This window comes from Acinetobacter sp. X9, from assembly GCF_054889255.1.
The window spans coordinates 618987-635179 of the sequence record NZ_CM142679.1; the positions used below are offsets into that span (position 1 = coordinate 618987).

The window sequence follows — 16193 nt, forward strand, 5'->3', positions numbered from 1 at the left end:
GGATGTATAAAATTGTAGAGGGTGGTTGGGAACAGCTTGAGCAAGATGCCAAATACATCCGTGAACAAGTCTTTATCCGAGAACAGGGAATTGCACCTGAAGATGAATGGGACGACTTGGATGCCACAGTTCTACATTTTATTGTCTATGACAAAGAGCAGCCTATCGCTACAGCACGTTTGTTGCCGCAGCATAGCGTAGGGCGTGTTGCTGTTTTAATGCCTTATCGAAAGCAGGGTATTGGTAAAATTTTAATGCAGCATATTATTGACTATGCACGTCGTCATAAACTGCCTTACTTAAAGCTTTCAGCGCAAACCTATGTGACCGCTTTTTACGAAGCTTTAGGCTTTAAAGTACAAGGTGAAGTTTACGAGGACTGTGGCATTCCACATATTGATATGGTTTTGAAGTTAAATTGAGACTTCTTTTTAGAAATCTCAATTTTAATTTATTTCATTGCATTCCAACTTTCGATGGCCTGTAAGCCAGTTTCTAAACCGACTTCATAACTGTAGCGAAGCTTTTTTGGATTGGTAGTTAAACGACCAGCCATATTTTTAAGAGGCGGTGGACACACTTCTAAAATTTGCTGGTCTGGATTTTCACCACGAACAAAATCGACCGAAGCGTTATAACGAGCACAGCGGCTACGCAAGCTACTAGCGAAACCATAATGATGTTTAAACGCATATTTTGCGAGGAATTGATCAGCTCGACTACTTGCTTTGAAATAGTTTTTCGGACGAGTACGTAAAACTAACAGTTTTTTGACGCCACTTTGCTGAGCCGTCCAGCGAACGGGTAGGGCATCTGCAACACCACCATCAAAATAAGGTTCACCCATAATATCGACGGGATGACGCGTTAAAACTGGAATTGAGCTAGAAGCACGAAGCGCATTGAGTAAATTGTCTTTACCCGCACGAAGATATTCTGCATGACCGGTTTTGGCATGCGTCAACACCATATAAAAATCAGGATTTTTGGCAAAAAGACTCTGTTGATCAAGAGGATGCTCTTGCTCACCAATTTCCCACATCCATTTTAAATCAAGTAAATCGCCGCCCTTAAAAAAGCGCTTGTAATCGATAAATTCAGGACGCAGTGAATGATCAATATAAAATGTTAAAGTGCGGCCTTGCTGGCCTGCTAGGTAGTTGGCGACATTAGTTGAACCAGACGATACACCAACATATAAATCGAATGGGTTGAACTGTTGTTGTAAAAACGCGTCAAGTACACCACTGGTAAAGGCACCACGCATGCCTCCACCCTCTACAACCAGTGCGTTGCGGGAAAAATCTGTCATTTGAAAAATATCTGATTACTGAGTTGATTGCTTATGTTCTTGCATATCCATTTCAGGCATGTTGTCACTATGTTGAGCATGTTGCTCTGTAGAGTGTTCAGCCTTTTGCTGCATTTGCTCTTGTTGAGCTTTGCGCTGTGCACCTGGCATATAGTCAGGTTCATTACTCATTGCTAAATAGAAAAAGCCAAGGAAAATCGCACTTAAAACACCAACGATCAGAACAAATTTCCAGCCTAAAATTGCTGACTCGGAAGAATTTTTATCGGACATAAGAATTTCTCGAATGTGCTATAGAAGCACAAAAATGAAGTCTATTTATAGCATATTTAGGCAGGGGGCTGAAATCTTAAAGGTCATAAAGAAAAACCCATATAAATAAAATATATTTATATGGGTAAGATTTATGCAGTTTTTTAAATATTCAATAGGACTAAATTACTGAATATTTTGTTTCTGCTCAGCTTTGGTTCTTAGTAAAGCTGGCGGTGTAAAACGTTCACCATATTTTGCAGCTAATTCTTCAGCTCGTTTTTGTGCTTTATCAGTGCCGTATTGATTTAGGAATTGAATTGCTCCTCCAGTCCAAGGCGCATAACCAATTCCAAAAATAGAACCGACATTGGCATCAATTACAGACTCCAGTACGCCTTCTTCATAACAACGTAAAGTATCTAAGGCCTGTACAAACAGAATGCGATCAATCATATCTTGTTCAGAAATATCATGATCTTTTTTCCAGCGGTTTAAGCCTTCCCATAGATGCTTTTTACCATTTTCAGGATATTCATAAAAACCAGCTCCAGCAGCTTTACCTTTACGGTTTAACTCATGAATCATGGTGTGAACCACTTCATCTACAGAAGTTTTAGGTAAATCTTTTCCTTCGGCTTGTAGAGCTTTGCGTGCTTCACTAGCAACATGTTCAGTTAATGTTAAAGATACTTCATCTTGAATAGCGAGGGGGCCAACTGGCATACCAGCTTTCAGTGCTGCCATTTCAATATGCGCTGGGTGGACACCTTCGGCAAGCAAGCGCATACCTTCTTGAATGAAAGTACCAAACACACGACTGGTAAAGAAACCACGGCTATCATTGACAACAATCGGTGTTTTTCCAATTTGTTGTACAAAGTCGTAAGCTTTGGCAAGTGTCTCTGCGGAGGTGTTTTTACCTTTAATAATCTCAACCAACTGCATTTTGTCGACAGGGCTAAAGAAATGCAGACCGATAAAAGCTTTATCATCCTTACTTGCCTGAGCTAAACCTGTAATTGGCAGGGTTGAGGTGTTTGATGCCATCACACCGTTAGGCGCTAGATATTGCTCGGCTTCTTGAGTGACTTTAGCTTTGAGTTCTTGATTTTCAAATACCGCTTCAATAATTAAATCACAACCTTGAAGATCTTGAGCGGAAGCTGTCGCCGTGATGAGAGATAAAATCTGATCACGTTTTTCTGCGGTCATGCGGCCTTGTGAAACACGTTTATCTAAGAGCTTTTGTGAGTAAGCTTTACCTTTCTCAGCATTTTCAACAGATACATCTTTAAGTACAACTGGAATGCCTTTAATGGCTGTTGAATAAGCAATACCTGCACCCATCATGCCTGCACCCAATACACCAACTTTAGTCGCTTGCCATTTTGGAACGTCGGCAGGACGACTAGCACCAGACTTAATTGCATTTAGACCATGCCAGAAAGTGCCGATCATATTTTTAGAAATTTGACCTGTTGTAAGCTGAGTAAAGTAGCGAGACTCAATACGTAAAGCAGTATCGACATCAACTTGTGCACCTTCAACTGCGGCAGCCATAATTGCTTCAGGGGCAGGGTAACAACCTTTGGTTTTGTCTTTTAACATGGCTGGTGCAATTGCAAGAACTTGTGCAACTGCTGGAGTTTTTGGATCGCCACCCGGAATTTTATAACCCTTCACATCAAATGGCTGCTGAGATTTTGGATTGGCCTTGATCCAAGCAATTGCTTTATCTAAAAGTTCTTGTTCATTTTCGGCAGTGTCATGAATTAAGCCTAAAGATTTTGCTTTATCAACACCGAACTGTTTGCCCTCCATTAAAAATGGGAACGCATTTTGAAGTCCGAGGAGACGTACCATACGCACAATACCGCCGCCACCCGGTAACAAACCTAAAGTAACTTCTGGTAGACCAAATTTGCTCTTCGGGTCATTGATTGCAATACGGTGATGGCAACTTAATGCAATTTCCCAACCACCGCCAAGTGCCGTGCCATTTAATGCTGCAACCACTGGAATCCCTAGTGTTTCAATTGTACGTAAATGACCTTTTAGCTTTTCAACCATATTGAAAAAGTCAGTTGCGTGTTCAGGCTGAACTTGGATCAGCTCATCTAAATCACCGCCTGCAAAGAAAGTTTTTTTAGCCGAGCGGAAAATAACACCTGAAAGTTCTGTTTCTGCTTTAAGTTTCTGAGTTGCTTCATCAAGCGAGTCACGAAACTCAGCATTCATAGTGTTCGCAGATTGACCAGTTGAATCAAGCGTTAAAATGACAATATTGTCGGCATTTTTTTCGTATTGAATTGCACTCATCTTCTATATCCCTAATTTTTATATGCGTTCAATAATGGTGGCAATACCCATCCCACCGCCAACACAGAGCGTCGCTAAACCGCGCTTTTTGTCTTGTCGTTCAAGCTCATCAAGTAAAGTACCTAAAATCATGGCACCTGTTGCACCTAATGGATGACCTAAAGCAATCGCACCACCATTTACGTTGACTTTTTCAGTAGGGACATTGAGCTCATTAATAAAACGCATAACAACTGCCGCAAATGCTTCATTGACTTCAAATAGGTCAATATCATCAATCGTAAGCCCAGCTTTTTCTAAAGCTTTACGTGCAGCAGGCGCAGGGCCAGTCAGCATAATGGTTGGGTCAGTACCAACCAGTGCGGTCGCTAAAACTTTAGCCCGTGGTTTTAAGTTTTGTTCTTTTACCGCTTTTTCAGAAGCTAATAAAACTACAGCTGCTCCATCGACAATGCCTGATGAGTTACCTGCATGGTGAACATGATTGATTTTTTGTGCTTCTGGATATTTTTGTAAAGCGACTGCATCAAAGCCCATTTGGCCCATCATTTCAAAACTTGGGTTGAGCTTTGCTAGGCCTTCGAGTGATGTATTACCTTTAATAAATTCATCTTTTTCTAAAATCACCACACCTGTGTGATCTTTGACTGGTATGACTGAGTGATTGAAATAACCATTTGATTGAGCCGTCGCCGCTTTTTGCTGTGATTTTACAGCGAAATTATCAACATCTTCACGGCTATAGCCATCTAGGGTTGCAATGAGGTCAGCGCCGATACCTTGTGGAACAAATGATGACTTAAGATTTGTTTCTGGATCTAGAGCCCATGGTCCGCCATCGGAACCCATTGGAATACGTGACATTGATTCAACGCCACCAGCAACTACTAAATCTTCCCAGCCAGAGCGAACTTTCATTGCTGCCATATTGACTGCTTCTAAACCAGATGCACAAAAGCGATTGATTTGCACCCCAGCAACATCATCATTCCAACCTGCTGCAATCGCTGCAGTTTTGGCAATATCACCACCTTGATCGCCAATTGGTGTTACACACCCCAAAACAATGTCATCGACTTTAGAGGTATCGAGTTGATGGCGTTGTTGTAATTCATTTAATAAGGTGGTCAATAATGTAATTGGTTTTACTTCGTAAAGAGAGCCATCTTTTTTTCCTTTTCCGCGTGGGGTGCGAATGGCATCAATAATATAAGCCTCGCTCATAACAGTTCCTTTTTTATTAGTTAAACTTTGTTGTGTTTTGAGTGTACTGGTTTTAAAAGGCAACGCAATGACGATAAGCGCACCAGTCAGGTGATGATTTTTGCCAATAGAAATACAAAAAAGCCCAAGTTGAACTTGGGCTAAATGTGAAACTAAAGAGATTTGAGAATTAGTGATAACCATGTAGCTGGCGATATAGGCCAGGTGTTACACCAGTCCACTTTTTAAATGCGCGGTGGAAGGTACTGGTTTCACTAAAGCCAACTTGTTGAGCAACATCTTCAAGTGTTAACTCAGGGTTGAGTAACAAGTGAATTGCAGCATCTCGGCGTAAAGCATCTTTTACACCTTGGTAGCTTTTACCTTCGGCAGCCAAGCGGCGGCGTAAGGTTTGAGGAGATAAATATAACATTGATGCAACGTCATTAAGCGTTGGCATTTCTTCACCAATTTGGCTTTTGAGTACTTCACGAATACGAGAAGTTAGCGAGTTGGTGTTTTTGAATTTCACTAAAAGCTGAGCAGGAGCTGCTTTTAAGAATTCTTCTAGCGTTTTTTCATCTTGGCGGATTGGTAAATCAAGATAATCAGCTGCAAATGTAATTTCAGTGCGTGGTGCATCAAACTGCATGACTGGTGCAAAAAATAATGCATCATATTCATCTGCATGTGCAGGACGTGGATAGCTAAAATGAACGCGCTCTAATGGCAAACGACGTTCAATCAACCATGATGCTAGACCGTGCCAAATCATCAGCATACTTTCAGTAATGAAATGGTCTGGATCTAAAGTTTTTGGAATGAGTGGAACTAGACGTGCTTCATGTTTGTCACGCTCTAGAGTTACAGACCATTCATCGCCAAATAATTTGTAGAATTGAGATGACAGTTCAAGGGCTTGGCCCAATGTTTTTGCGTGAATAATCAACTGACACATAATGGCAAAAGTGCCCAGACGACGCGGTTGTACGTCAAATCCAACGTGTTCATCCTGTGTGACCATCCACAACATTTTTATAAATCGAGTGTATTGTTCTGGTGAGATTCGAGCTTTAGGTTGACGTAATAATTCCGCTTCAATACCCACATGTGAAAGGAGCATTTCAACATCCATGCCAAGGCGTTTTACGCCTGTCAAAGCCGCATTCACGAAGTGGATGCTAATCGTATCGCGACTCATATTGAATCCTTCAGTCTCTTTGATGTTCACTTTAAATTGACCTAAATGACCGTCTAAAAAAATAAATTGGCGATTTACAACAGAGTAAAAGCACTTTTTACATGTTAAATTGCCGAAATGATCAAGGTAAATGGCTGAACATGACATTGTTTTAGAATATTTGCTTAACTAATATAAAAGAAAATTCGAATAATATTGGTTAAAAATACGATGACGACAGCATTAAATGGACTTAAAGTTCTCGATTTCTCGACGCTCTTACCAGGACCTTTTGCCACAATGTATTTAGCCGATATGGGGGCAGAAGTCATCCATATTGAATCTCCATCACGTCCTGATTTAATCCGAATCATGCCGCCATACGCAAATGGTCAAGCAACAGCACATAGTTATCTAAACCGAAATAAACAGTCGATTGTTCTGGATTTAAAGGATAAGGCGAGTATTGATCTGATTAAAGCCAAAATTTCTGAGTTTGATATTGTCATAGAGCAGTTCCGACCTGATGTCATGCACCGTCTAGGATTAGACTACGCGACGCTTGCCGAAATTAACCCGCGTCTCATTTATTGTTCAATTACAGGATATGGACAAACAGGAAGCTATAAAGACAGGGCTGGGCATGACATTAACTATTTAGCTTTAGCTGGTATTGCTGGATATAGCGGCCGACAAGACAGTGGTCCGCCACCGCTCGGTATTCAGGTTGCAGACATTGCAGGTGGTTCACTTCATGCTGTCATTGCGATTTTAGCTGCGGTCGTCGAACGCGGACGTAGTGGAATGGGACAATATATTGATATTTCTATGACCGATTGTGTTGCTAGCCTAAATAGTATGGCGGCATCCGCCACACTTGCCGCACAAGTTGAGCAGGCACCTGAGCATGGCATGCTCAATGGCGGCATTTTCTATGACTATTATATGACTCAAGATGGTCGTTATCTTTCAATAGGTAGTCTTGAGCCACAATTTATGTCTGGTTTATCAGTGGCGCTTGATTTGCCTTTATTATTACAAAAAGGCGCTTCCTTAGATGTAGAAGACCGACAGGAAGTTAAACAAGCCATTCAAGAGAAAATCAAAACGAAATCATTTAAAGAATGGCATGAAATTTTTGCAAATCTTGATGTGTGTGTAGAACCTGTTTTAAGCCTAACAGAGTCCTTAAACTCGCCTTTAGCACAAGAACGTGGATGGATTGTGGATGTACCTTTGCAAAATAATGCGACGGTTACAGAACCACAATTGGCTTGCCCAATTAAGTTTTCAAGATCGGAAATGAGATATTCCTTTATTGGTCAAAAACTTGGTGAAGGGCAGTGGTAAACAGTTGAGGCCATTTTTCATACAATGTGTATTAAGATTATTATTAGATTAATCAATTGATTAACATTTTGAATAATTTCTTTACATAAAATTAGCGTACCCTTAATAAACAAAGACATAAAAGGTATGTAAACATGAAAACACATAAATCCTTGATGGCTTCCTGTTTATCCGTTTTATCAATTACTCTTTTTATACAGCATGCACAAGCTGCTGCTGCATTCGACCCAAATAGTCCTTGGATGTTGGGTGATTGGAACGGTCAACGCACTGCGTTACAAGCACAAGGTTATGATTTTTCTTTTGGATATACCGGCGAATATGCCGGTATTTTAGATTCAAAAAATACATCTACTCATGGTAGTGCTTATACGGGGCAACTGGCATTAGGAACTCATTTTGACCTAAATAAAATTTTAGGTTGGCAAGATACTGAAGCTCAAATCACATTAACATATCGTGATGGACAGTCGCTTTCTGAACATTCACCAGCTTTAGCAGGGCACTTAAGCTCGGTACAAGAAGTGTGGGGGCGTGAGCAAACTTGGCGTTTAACAGATTTATGGATTAAGAAAAAATTCATGGATCAAAAATTAGACGTTAAAGTCGGTCGTTTTGGTGAAGGTGAAGACTTTAACAGTTTTGACTGTGATTTCCAGAATTTAGCGCTTTGTGGTTCGCAAGTCGGTAACTGGGTGGGTGATCAGTGGTATAACTGGCCGGTTAGCCAATGGGCAATGCGTGTTAAATATAACTTGCAACCTGACTTATATACTCAAGTTGGTGTATATGAATATAACCCAGAAAATCTGGAGCGAGGCAAAGGTTTTAACTTAAGTACTGATGGTTCTCACGGTGCAATTATTCCTGCCGAAGTGGTTTGGTCACCTAAATTAGGTGCTCAAAGTATGGCGGGTGAATACCGTTTAGGTTATTACTACAGCACTGCTGATGCCAAAGAAATTGCAGATGAAACTAAAAACTCTCATAAACAAGGTGTTTGGGTAACTGCAAAACAAAAATTATTCCAGCCTGCTGATCAAACAGATCGCGGTTTAACAGGTTTTGTGAACCTGACTTTCCACGACTCTGATACCAACAAAATTGATAACATGCAAAATGTAGGCTTGGTCTATAAAGGTTTGCTCAATCAACGTCCTCAAGATGAATTGGCACTCGGTGTTGCTCGTATCCATATCAATGATGATTGGAACGATGTTCAAACTAAAGAATATGACACTGAATACAATACCGAGCTTTACTACGGTATTCATGCCACTAACTGGTTAACTATTCGTCCAAATGTGCAATATGTTCGTCATGTTGGTGCATTAAAAAATGGTGATAACACTTGGGTTGGCGGTATTAAATTCTCAACTGCATTCTAAGCGTAATTACTCCGAAAAACGGATTGTCGAGGGCTAAATCATTGATTGAATTATCCTGACCTTCCGTTTTTTCTTGATGCCTGAATTTGTTTTAGATGTATTGGTGATGCCATTTTTCTATAAGGTTCTTGGCACATCTTTCCTATAAAAATGATGATTGATAAGAGGTGGTTTATGAATCAACCTACTTCAAGATCAGGTTTAACGACTTTTACCGTAATTATTATTGGGTTACTGGCGTTATTCCTGTTAATTGGAGGTATTTGGCTCGCTACACTAGGCGGTTCAATTTACTACATTATAGCTGGAGTATTACTCCTCATTGTTGCATGGCAACTCTACAAGCGTGCTTCTACTGCTTTGTGGGTTTATGCTGCATTAATGCTAGGAACTATTATCTGGAGTGTCTGGGAAGTTGGAACAGACTTTTGGGCGCTTGCACCACGTTTAGATATTTTAGGTATTCTTGGTTTATGGTTATTGGTTCCGGCTGTAACTCGTGGAATCAACAACCTTGGATCAAGTAAGATTGCCTTATCTTCAACTTTAGCAATTGCAATCGTGTTGATGGTTTATTCTATCTTCAATGATCCGCAAGAAATTAATGGTGAAATCAAAACACCTCAACCAGAAACAGCTCAAGCCGTGCCTGGTGTTGCTGAAAGCGATTGGCCAGCTTATGGTCGTACTCAAGCAGGCGTGCGTTACTCTCCATTGAAACAGATCAATGATCAAAACGTAAAAGACTTGAAAGTTGCTTGGACTTTACGTACTGGCGATCTTAAGACAGATAACGACTCTGGCGAAACGACTAATCAGGTTACACCGATTAAAATCGGTAATAACATGTTTATCTGTACAGCTCACCAGCAGTTAATTGCGATTGATCCTGCTACAGGTAAAGAAAAATGGCGTTTTGATCCGAAACTTAAAACGGATAAATCGTTCCAGCATTTAACTTGTCGTGGTGTGATGTACTACGATGCAAACAATACAACTGAGTTTGCAACGAGTCTTCAAAGCAAGAAATCTAGCTCTACACAATGTCCACGTAAGGTATTTGTACCAGTCAACGATGGCCGTTTAGTGGCTGTAAATGCTGACACTGGTAAAGCGTGTACTGACTTTGGTCAAAATGGTCAAGTGAACTTACAAGAGTTTATGCCATATGCTTATCCAGGCGGTTACAACCCAACATCTCCTGGTATCGTGACTGGTTCAACTGTTGTGATTGCTGGTTCTGTAACAGATAACTACTCCAATAAAGAGCCATCTGGTGTCATTCGTGGATACGACGTTAACACTGGTAAACTTCTTTGGGTATTTGATACTGGCGCAGCAGATCCAAATGCAATGCCGGGCGAAGGTACTACTTTTGTTCACAACTCACCAAATGCGTGGGCACCTTTAGCATACGATGCCAAACTTGATATCGTTTATGTACCAACAGGTGTAGGTACACCAGATATCTGGGGTGGTGACCGTACCGAGCTGAAAGAGCGTTATGCAAACTCAATGTTAGCGATTAATGCTTCTACTGGTAAATTAGTGTGGAACTTCCAGACAACCCATCACGATTTATGGGATATGGACGTACCATCTCAACCATCTTTAGCTGATATCAAAAACAAAGCTGGCCAAACTGTTCCTGCAATCTATGTATTGACGAAAACAGGTAATGCCTTTGTGCTTGATCGCCGTAATGGTCAACCGATTGTCCCTGTAACTGAGAAACCAGTTCCACAAACAGTTAAACGTGGACCACAAACTAAAGGTGAGTTCTATTCAAAAACTCAGCCATTCTCTGACTTGAACTTGGCGCCACAAGATAAATTGACTGATAAAGACATGTGGGGTGCCACTATGCTTGATCAGCTCATGTGTCGTGTATCTTTCAAACGTCTAAATTACGATGGTATTTATACTCCACCATCTGAAAACGGTACTTTAGTTTTCCCTGGTAACTTGGGTGTATTTGAATGGGGCGGTATGTCAGTTAACCCTGATCGTCAGGTTGCTGTAATGAACCCGATTGGTCTGCCATTCGTCAGTCGTTTAATTCCTGCTGATCCAAACCGTGCACAAACTGCAAAAGGTGCAGGAACTGAGCAGGGCGTACAACCAATGTACGGCGTACCGTATGGTGTTGAAATTAGCGCATTCTTATCTCCGCTTGGTTTACCTTGTAAACAACCGGCTTGGGGCTATGTAGCTGGCGTTGATTTGAAAACTCATGAAGTGGTATGGAAAAAACGTATTGGTACAATTCGTGACAGCTTGCCGAACTTGTTCCAGTTACCAGCTGTGAAAATTGGTGTGCCTGGTTTAGGTGGTTCAATTTCTACTGCCGGTAATGTCATGTTTGTTGGTGCAACTCAAGATAACTACTTACGTGCGTTTAACGTTACTAACGGTAAGAAACTTTGGGAAGCGCGTTTACCAGCAGGTGGACAAGCAACACCAATGACTTATGAAATCAATGGTAAGCAATATGTTGTAATCATGGCTGGTGGTCATGGTTCATTTGGTACGAAAATGGGCGACTATTTAGTGGCTTATGCCTTACCAGATAACAAATAAAAAGCTTTTATAGAAAGGGCCTGGATTTATCCGGGCTTTTTTTATGTCGATTTATATTAAAGCTTATCAATAAAACCGTTATTAAATATGCAAAAAAAGCATTTTATTGATGAATAAAAGCTCGCTATGCTATCCGCCTTAATAATGAATCTACTAGCCATACGCCATGTATTTATATACCGATTTCGACCAGCAGCTGGTTAATGAACGAGTTGCTCAGTTCCGTGATCAAACAGAACGCTATTTAGCTGGCAAACTTTCTGAAGATGAATATCGTCCATTACGTTTGCAAAATGGTTTATATGTGCAACGTTATGCGCCTATGCTGCGTATTGCTGTGCCGTATGGCTTAATGAATTCTAAACAATTACGTAAAGTTGCTGAAGTTTCAACTGCTTATGACCGTGGTTATGCACATGTATCTACACGTCAAAACATTCAGTTAAACTGGCCTGCACTTGAAGATGTGCCAGACATTTTGGCTGAACTTGCAACTGTACAAATGCATGCCATTCAAACCAGTGGTAACTGTATTCGTAATACGACAACTGACCAATATGCAGGTGTGGTTGCTGGTGAAATTGCAGATCCACGTCCAACATGTGAGTTGATTCGTCAGTGGAGTACATTCCACCCAGAATTTGCATTTTTGCCACGTAAATTCAAAATTGCTGTTTCTGCACTTGAAGAAAAAGATCGTGCGGCAACTGCATTCCACGATATTGGTGTTTATATCGTGCGTAATGAAGCAGGCGAGATCGGCTATAAAATTATGGCTGGTGGTGGTTTAGGCCGTACCCCAATCATCGGTAGTGTGATTCGTGAGTTTTTACCACGTGAAGATTTAATTGCTTATTTAGAAGCGGTTTTACGTGTTTATAACTTGCATGGTCGTCGTGATAACAAATATAAAGCGCGTATCAAAATTCTAGTTAAGGCATTAACTCCTGAAGTGTTTGCACAAAAAGTTGAAGCTGAATTTGAACATACACGTGAAGCATTAAAGATTCAGCCAGAAATCTTGAAAAAACTGGATGAAGAGTTCACTCCATTTGCTTACCAAGATTTGGCAGATGAAGACTTCACAGCATTGTTTGCTGAGCATCCAAAATTCAAACAGTGGTTCAATATCAACACGCATGCGCATAAAGTGAAGGGCTATCGTATTGTTACGATTTCTCTAAAACGCGCAGGTATTGCACCAGGTGATATGACTACTGAAGAAATGAATTTTATTGCAGACCTTGCTGATAAATACACTTTCGGTGAACTTCGCACGACTCACGAACAAAACATTGCTTTGGCAGATGTACCTCAAAAAGATTTGTTTGATGTATGGCAAGCGCTTGAACAACAAAATATGGCGCGTGCACATATCGGCTTTATTACCGATATCATTAGTTGCCCAGGCGGTGATTTCTGTTCACTTGCAAATGCGAAATCAATTCCAATTGCTGAAGCGATTACACGTCGTTTTGATGACTTAGACAAAGTTTATGATCTTGGTCATTTAGATCTAAATATTTCTGGTTGTATGAATGCTTGTGGTCACCACCACGTAGGTAACATCGGTATTTTAGGTGTAGATAAGAAAGGCGCTGAGTTCTATCAAATTACATTAGGTGGTAATTCAGACCATGATGCATCAATCGGTGACATCTTAGGCCCATCATTTGCAGCAGATGCAGTGCCAGATGTCATTGAAGAAGTATTGAATACTTATCTTGATCTACGTACTGAAGGTGAGCGTTTTGTTGATACATATCGCCGTGTAGGAATTCAACCATTTAAGGAGCGTGCATATGCTTAATACAGCTCTACCAGTGCTTTATAAAGATGGCACGATTACAGATAATACTTATCAAATCATTGCTGAAGATGGTGTTATTCCCCAAGGTGATGTTGTTGTAACAACAGCTCAACTCGATCAATTAGCTAACGTTCAAGGCAAAAAAGCTTTGTATGTGACTGTAAATGATTCACCTGAAGAGCACACATTTCCATTAAATGAACTTGATGCAATCTTCATTGAGTTTGCGGGTTTTGGTGATGGTCGTGGTTATTCATTCGCTGCACTACTACGTCGTCAAGGTTTCCAAGGTGAGTTGAGTGCAACTGGTGATGTGTTTAAGGATGTCTTAAACTATTTAAAACGTTCAGGTTTTGATAGTTTTGTGATTAAAGAAGGTAAAGATGTGCAAGAAGCGGCAGCTGGTTTGCAAGACTTTACCAACCCATACCAAGCCTCAACAGCCGTACCGCAAGCAAGTTATCAAACTGGCGCTTAAATAGTTTTTAAATATAAAGGCTGAACTCAGGTTCAGCTTTTTTTTATGAATAATTTTTAAATGACTCAACTGAAGAACAACAATGTTAGGTTTAATTTCAAAAATAAATCCTGGTGCTTGGTGGCTACTTTTTGCTATTGCGACAGATGTACTCTCAACATTTTATTCTGCTAAGGGGAATGGCTTAGTCAATAAAACAGCTCAGGGTATTGCTCTGGTTTTGTATATTATTTCTTTTGCATGCGCTGCTATTGCTTTGAAATATATGCAAGCCGGAATCTTATATGTGCTTTGGTCTGGGATAGGTGTATTAGCAACAGCTTTTTTGGCAAAGATTTTTCTTGGTCAGAATATTGATGTGGCAGGATGGGTGGGAATTGGTTTTATTACTGTAGGTTTAATGATTATTGCACAATATTCCAATATCGATGTTTAAAGCCCTTATAGAAATATTAAGTATCTCTATAAGGGCTAAATATTGAAAATATTAGGTATCGAGCTGGCAGTTAACCATCCACTTTATACCGAACTGATCGGTAAAAGCGCCGTACAATGCGCCCCAGAACGTTTTTTCTAAAGGCATTTCAATTTGACCATTAACAGATAAAGCATCAAAAAGTTGTTTTGCTTTTTCTTGCTCATCTTTTTCAAGGTTGATCGAGATATAGTGATTATTTCCTTGGGTAAAAACGCTGTTAGGGGCACAAAACTGATCATTTGTATCTGAGGCCATAAGCACAGTGTACTCATTAATCGGTAAAGAAACATGTAGAACCAGATTTTTGTCGGCTTCCGATAAGGTCACACCTTCAGGCGCTGGCATATCACCATAACGGCTTAACATATCGAATTCACCACCAAATACTGATTTATAAAAGTTAAAGGCTTGTTCTGCTTGACCTTGGAAATTGAGATAGTGATTGAGTTGCATTGTTATTGTCCATTGTTGTTTTCGTTTAAAGGAATAAGTTAAAACTTAAAAGTGATTTTGTGGGTCATTTTTTGTAGTTTTTTCATAAAAAATCCCACCGAAGTGGGATTTTAAAATAATGAATTTGGATTAAATGAGTTCAATTGCAACCGCTGTTGCTTCACCACCACCAATACAGAGTGCAGCAATACCTTTTTTACCGCCAGTACGTTTGAGTGCATGAATAAGGGTAAGAATAATACGAGAACCCGTAGAACCTACAGGGTGACCTAGTGCACAAGCACCGCCATTGATATTTACTTTCTCTGCATCAAGTTTGAAATCATCAATTGGACACATAGTAACCATAGCAAAAGCTTCGTTAATTTCCCAAAGATCGACGTCTTGAGCATTCCATCCCGCTTTTTTTAGAACTTTTTCAATAGCACCAACTGGAGCGATCGTAAATTCTGAAGGATGCTGAGAGTTTGACGCTGTCGCGATAATTTTTGCAAGCGGTTGCAAACCACGCTGTGCTGCAACTTCACTTGAAGTTAATACTAATGCAGACGCACCATCCGAAATAGAACTTGCATTTGCGGCGGTAATCGTACCGTCTTTTGCAAAAGCTGGTTTGAGTGAAGGAATCTTGTCAATCTTGGCATTTAAAGGTTGTTCATCCTGATCAACAACGACATCACCTTTACGACTAGGTACAGTAACTGGAACGATTTCGTCTTTAAAATAACCTTCAGTAATTGCTGTTTGAGCACGTTTCAATGAGCGAATCGCAAAGTCATCCATTTGCTCACGTGTATAGCCACGAGTATTTGCCATATCTTGAGCAAATGAACCCATTAAACGCCCAGTTTCAGCATCTTCAAGCCCATCAAAGAACATATGATCTTTAATTTCACCATGGCCCATGCGGTAGCCAGCTCGTGCTTTTGGTAAAACATAAGGTGCTTTTGTCATAGACTCCATACCACCAGCAACAACAACTTCAGCACTACCTGCTTTAATCATATCAGCGGCTTGCATAACAGCTTTCATGCCAGAACCACAAAGCTTGTTAATTGTTACTGCACCTGTAGAGTCTGGTAAGCCAGCTTTACGCATCGCTTGACGTGCTGGACCTTGCTTTAGCCCAGCAGGCAGTACACAACCCATAATGACTTCTTCGACATCAGTAGGCTGTAAACCTGCTCGTGCGATTGCTTCTTTAATCGTTACAGCACCTAATTCAGGCGCTGTAAGTCCTGATAGTGATCCTTGAAAACCACCCATGGCAGTACGAGCACCATTTACAATTACGATGTCAGTCATTGTTGTAATCTCCGATTGTTCTTAATCTCAAAATAAGAAATGTTTAAAACCTAGGCAGTATATTGCAAAAATCAAAGAGAGA

14 protein-coding genes are annotated in these 16193 nt (G+C 40.4%); 7 read left to right on the forward strand and 7 right to left on the reverse strand.

Annotation, left to right across the window (positions count from 1 at the left end; genetic code table 11):
- Positions 1 to 2: 2 nt before the first annotated feature.
- Positions 3 to 422, forward strand: a complete 420-nt coding sequence (locus tag ACYU0V_RS03095; RefSeq protein WP_262448562.1) for a GNAT family N-acetyltransferase — start codon at positions 3 to 5, stop codon at positions 420 to 422.
- Between the two features lie 29 nt (positions 423 to 451).
- Here ACYU0V_RS03095 and ACYU0V_RS03100 read toward each other — a convergent pair whose 3' ends face one another.
- The 5 genes from ACYU0V_RS03100 to ACYU0V_RS03120 all read right to left on the reverse strand — a co-directional run bounded on the left by ACYU0V_RS03100 (position 452) and on the right by ACYU0V_RS03120 (position 6290).
- Entirely contained in the window at positions 452 to 1312 is an 861-nt protein-coding gene (locus tag ACYU0V_RS03100; protein ID WP_274858222.1) for a patatin-like phospholipase family protein, read from the reverse strand.
- Positions 1313 to 1327: 15 nt separating this feature from the next.
- Entirely contained in the window at positions 1328 to 1585 is a 258-nt protein-coding gene (locus ACYU0V_RS03105) for a hypothetical protein (RefSeq protein WP_001280981.1), read from the reverse strand.
- 165 nt (positions 1586 to 1750) lie between these two features.
- On the reverse strand, positions 1751 to 3886 hold the full coding sequence (locus ACYU0V_RS03110) for a 3-hydroxyacyl-CoA dehydrogenase NAD-binding domain-containing protein (RefSeq protein WP_461848993.1): 2136 nt from the start codon (positions 3884 to 3886) through the stop codon (positions 1751 to 1753).
- Positions 3887 to 3904: 18 nt separating this feature from the next.
- A complete protein-coding gene (locus ACYU0V_RS03115; protein WP_461849897.1) occupies positions 3905 to 5110 on the reverse strand; it encodes an acetyl-CoA C-acetyltransferase in 1206 nt (401 codons plus the stop codon).
- Between the two features lie 169 nt (positions 5111 to 5279).
- A complete protein-coding gene (locus tag ACYU0V_RS03120; RefSeq protein ID WP_002116561.1) occupies positions 5280 to 6290 on the reverse strand; it encodes an AraC family transcriptional regulator in 1011 nt (336 codons plus the stop codon).
- 210 nt (positions 6291 to 6500) lie between these two features.
- Here ACYU0V_RS03120 and ACYU0V_RS03125 point away from each other — a divergent pair, with 210 nt between their 5' ends.
- The 6 genes from ACYU0V_RS03125 (at position 6501) to ACYU0V_RS03150 (ending at position 14311) form a co-directional block, all read left to right on the forward strand.
- Positions 6501 to 7619: a CaiB/BaiF CoA transferase family protein gene (locus ACYU0V_RS03125; RefSeq protein WP_461848996.1), complete on the forward strand. Its 1119-nt coding sequence runs from the start codon at positions 6501 to 6503 to the stop codon at positions 7617 to 7619.
- Positions 7620 to 7774: 155 nt separating this feature from the next.
- On the forward strand, positions 7775 to 9007 hold the full coding sequence (locus tag ACYU0V_RS03130) for a carbohydrate porin (protein WP_080612991.1): 1233 nt from the start codon (positions 7775 to 7777) through the stop codon (positions 9005 to 9007).
- Between the two features lie 174 nt (positions 9008 to 9181).
- Positions 9182 to 11587 carry a glucose/quinate/shikimate family membrane-bound PQQ-dependent dehydrogenase gene (locus tag ACYU0V_RS03135; RefSeq protein WP_017385605.1) on the forward strand — a complete coding sequence of 802 codons (2406 nt, stop codon included), beginning with the start codon at positions 9182 to 9184 and terminating at the stop codon, positions 11585 to 11587.
- A gap of 166 nt (positions 11588 to 11753) precedes the next feature.
- Complete coding sequence (locus ACYU0V_RS03140; RefSeq protein ID WP_005064287.1) at positions 11754 to 13397, forward strand: nitrite/sulfite reductase; 1644 nt, start codon at positions 11754 to 11756, stop codon at positions 13395 to 13397.
- A complete protein-coding gene (locus ACYU0V_RS03145) occupies positions 13390 to 13875 on the forward strand; it encodes a DUF934 domain-containing protein (protein ID WP_461848998.1) in 486 nt (161 codons plus the stop codon). Before ACYU0V_RS03140 ends, ACYU0V_RS03145 begins: the two co-directional genes overlap by 8 nt.
- Before the next feature lie 82 nt (positions 13876 to 13957).
- Positions 13958 to 14311, forward strand: a complete 354-nt coding sequence (locus tag ACYU0V_RS03150) for a DMT family transporter (RefSeq protein WP_002116446.1) — start codon at positions 13958 to 13960, stop codon at positions 14309 to 14311.
- A 51-nt stretch (positions 14312 to 14362) separates the two neighbouring features.
- On the opposite strand, the gene ACYU0V_RS03155 is transcribed toward ACYU0V_RS03150, so the two are convergent.
- Together ACYU0V_RS03155 and ACYU0V_RS03160 are read right to left on the reverse strand one after the other, a co-directional pair.
- A complete protein-coding gene (locus tag ACYU0V_RS03155) occupies positions 14363 to 14806 on the reverse strand; it encodes a VOC family protein (RefSeq protein WP_069124043.1) in 444 nt (147 codons plus the stop codon).
- Positions 14807 to 14935: 129 nt separating this feature from the next.
- Entirely contained in the window at positions 14936 to 16111 is a 1176-nt protein-coding gene (locus ACYU0V_RS03160; protein ID WP_461849000.1) for a thiolase family protein, read from the reverse strand.
- Between the last annotated feature and the right edge of the window lie 82 nt (positions 16112 to 16193).

Excerpts from the sequence above, each read along its gene's own strand:
- ACYU0V_RS03095 (WP_262448562.1), top strand. The coding sequence starts at position 3 with ATGTATAAAATTGTAGAGGGTGGTTGGGAACAGCTTGAGCAAGATGCC.
- ACYU0V_RS03100 (WP_274858222.1), bottom strand. The coding sequence starts at position 1,312 with ATGACAGATTTTTCCCGCAACGCACTGGTTGTAGAGGGTGGAGGCATG.
- ACYU0V_RS03105 (WP_001280981.1), bottom strand. The coding sequence starts at position 1,585 with ATGTCCGATAAAAATTCTTCCGAGTCAGCAATTTTAGGCTGGAAATTT.
- ACYU0V_RS03110 (WP_461848993.1), bottom strand. The coding sequence starts at position 3,886 with ATGAGTGCAATTCAATACGAAAAAAATGCCGACAATATTGTCATTTTA.
- ACYU0V_RS03115 (WP_461849897.1), bottom strand. The coding sequence starts at position 5,110 with ATGAGCGAGGCTTATATTATTGATGCCATTCGCACCCCACGCGGAAAA.
- ACYU0V_RS03120 (WP_002116561.1), bottom strand. The coding sequence starts at position 6,290 with ATGAGTCGCGATACGATTAGCATCCACTTCGTGAATGCGGCTTTGACA.
- ACYU0V_RS03125 (WP_461848996.1), top strand. The coding sequence starts at position 6,501 with ATGACGACAGCATTAAATGGACTTAAAGTTCTCGATTTCTCGACGCTC.
- ACYU0V_RS03130 (WP_080612991.1), top strand. The coding sequence starts at position 7,775 with ATGGCTTCCTGTTTATCCGTTTTATCAATTACTCTTTTTATACAGCAT.
- ACYU0V_RS03135 (WP_017385605.1), top strand. The coding sequence starts at position 9,182 with ATGAATCAACCTACTTCAAGATCAGGTTTAACGACTTTTACCGTAATT.
- ACYU0V_RS03140 (WP_005064287.1), top strand. The coding sequence starts at position 11,754 with ATGTATTTATATACCGATTTCGACCAGCAGCTGGTTAATGAACGAGTT.
- ACYU0V_RS03145 (WP_461848998.1), top strand. The coding sequence starts at position 13,390 with ATGCTTAATACAGCTCTACCAGTGCTTTATAAAGATGGCACGATTACA.
- ACYU0V_RS03150 (WP_002116446.1), top strand. The coding sequence starts at position 13,958 with ATGTTAGGTTTAATTTCAAAAATAAATCCTGGTGCTTGGTGGCTACTT.
- ACYU0V_RS03155 (WP_069124043.1), bottom strand. The coding sequence starts at position 14,806 with ATGCAACTCAATCACTATCTCAATTTCCAAGGTCAAGCAGAACAAGCC.
- ACYU0V_RS03160 (WP_461849000.1), bottom strand. The coding sequence starts at position 16,111 with ATGACTGACATCGTAATTGTAAATGGTGCTCGTACTGCCATGGGTGGT.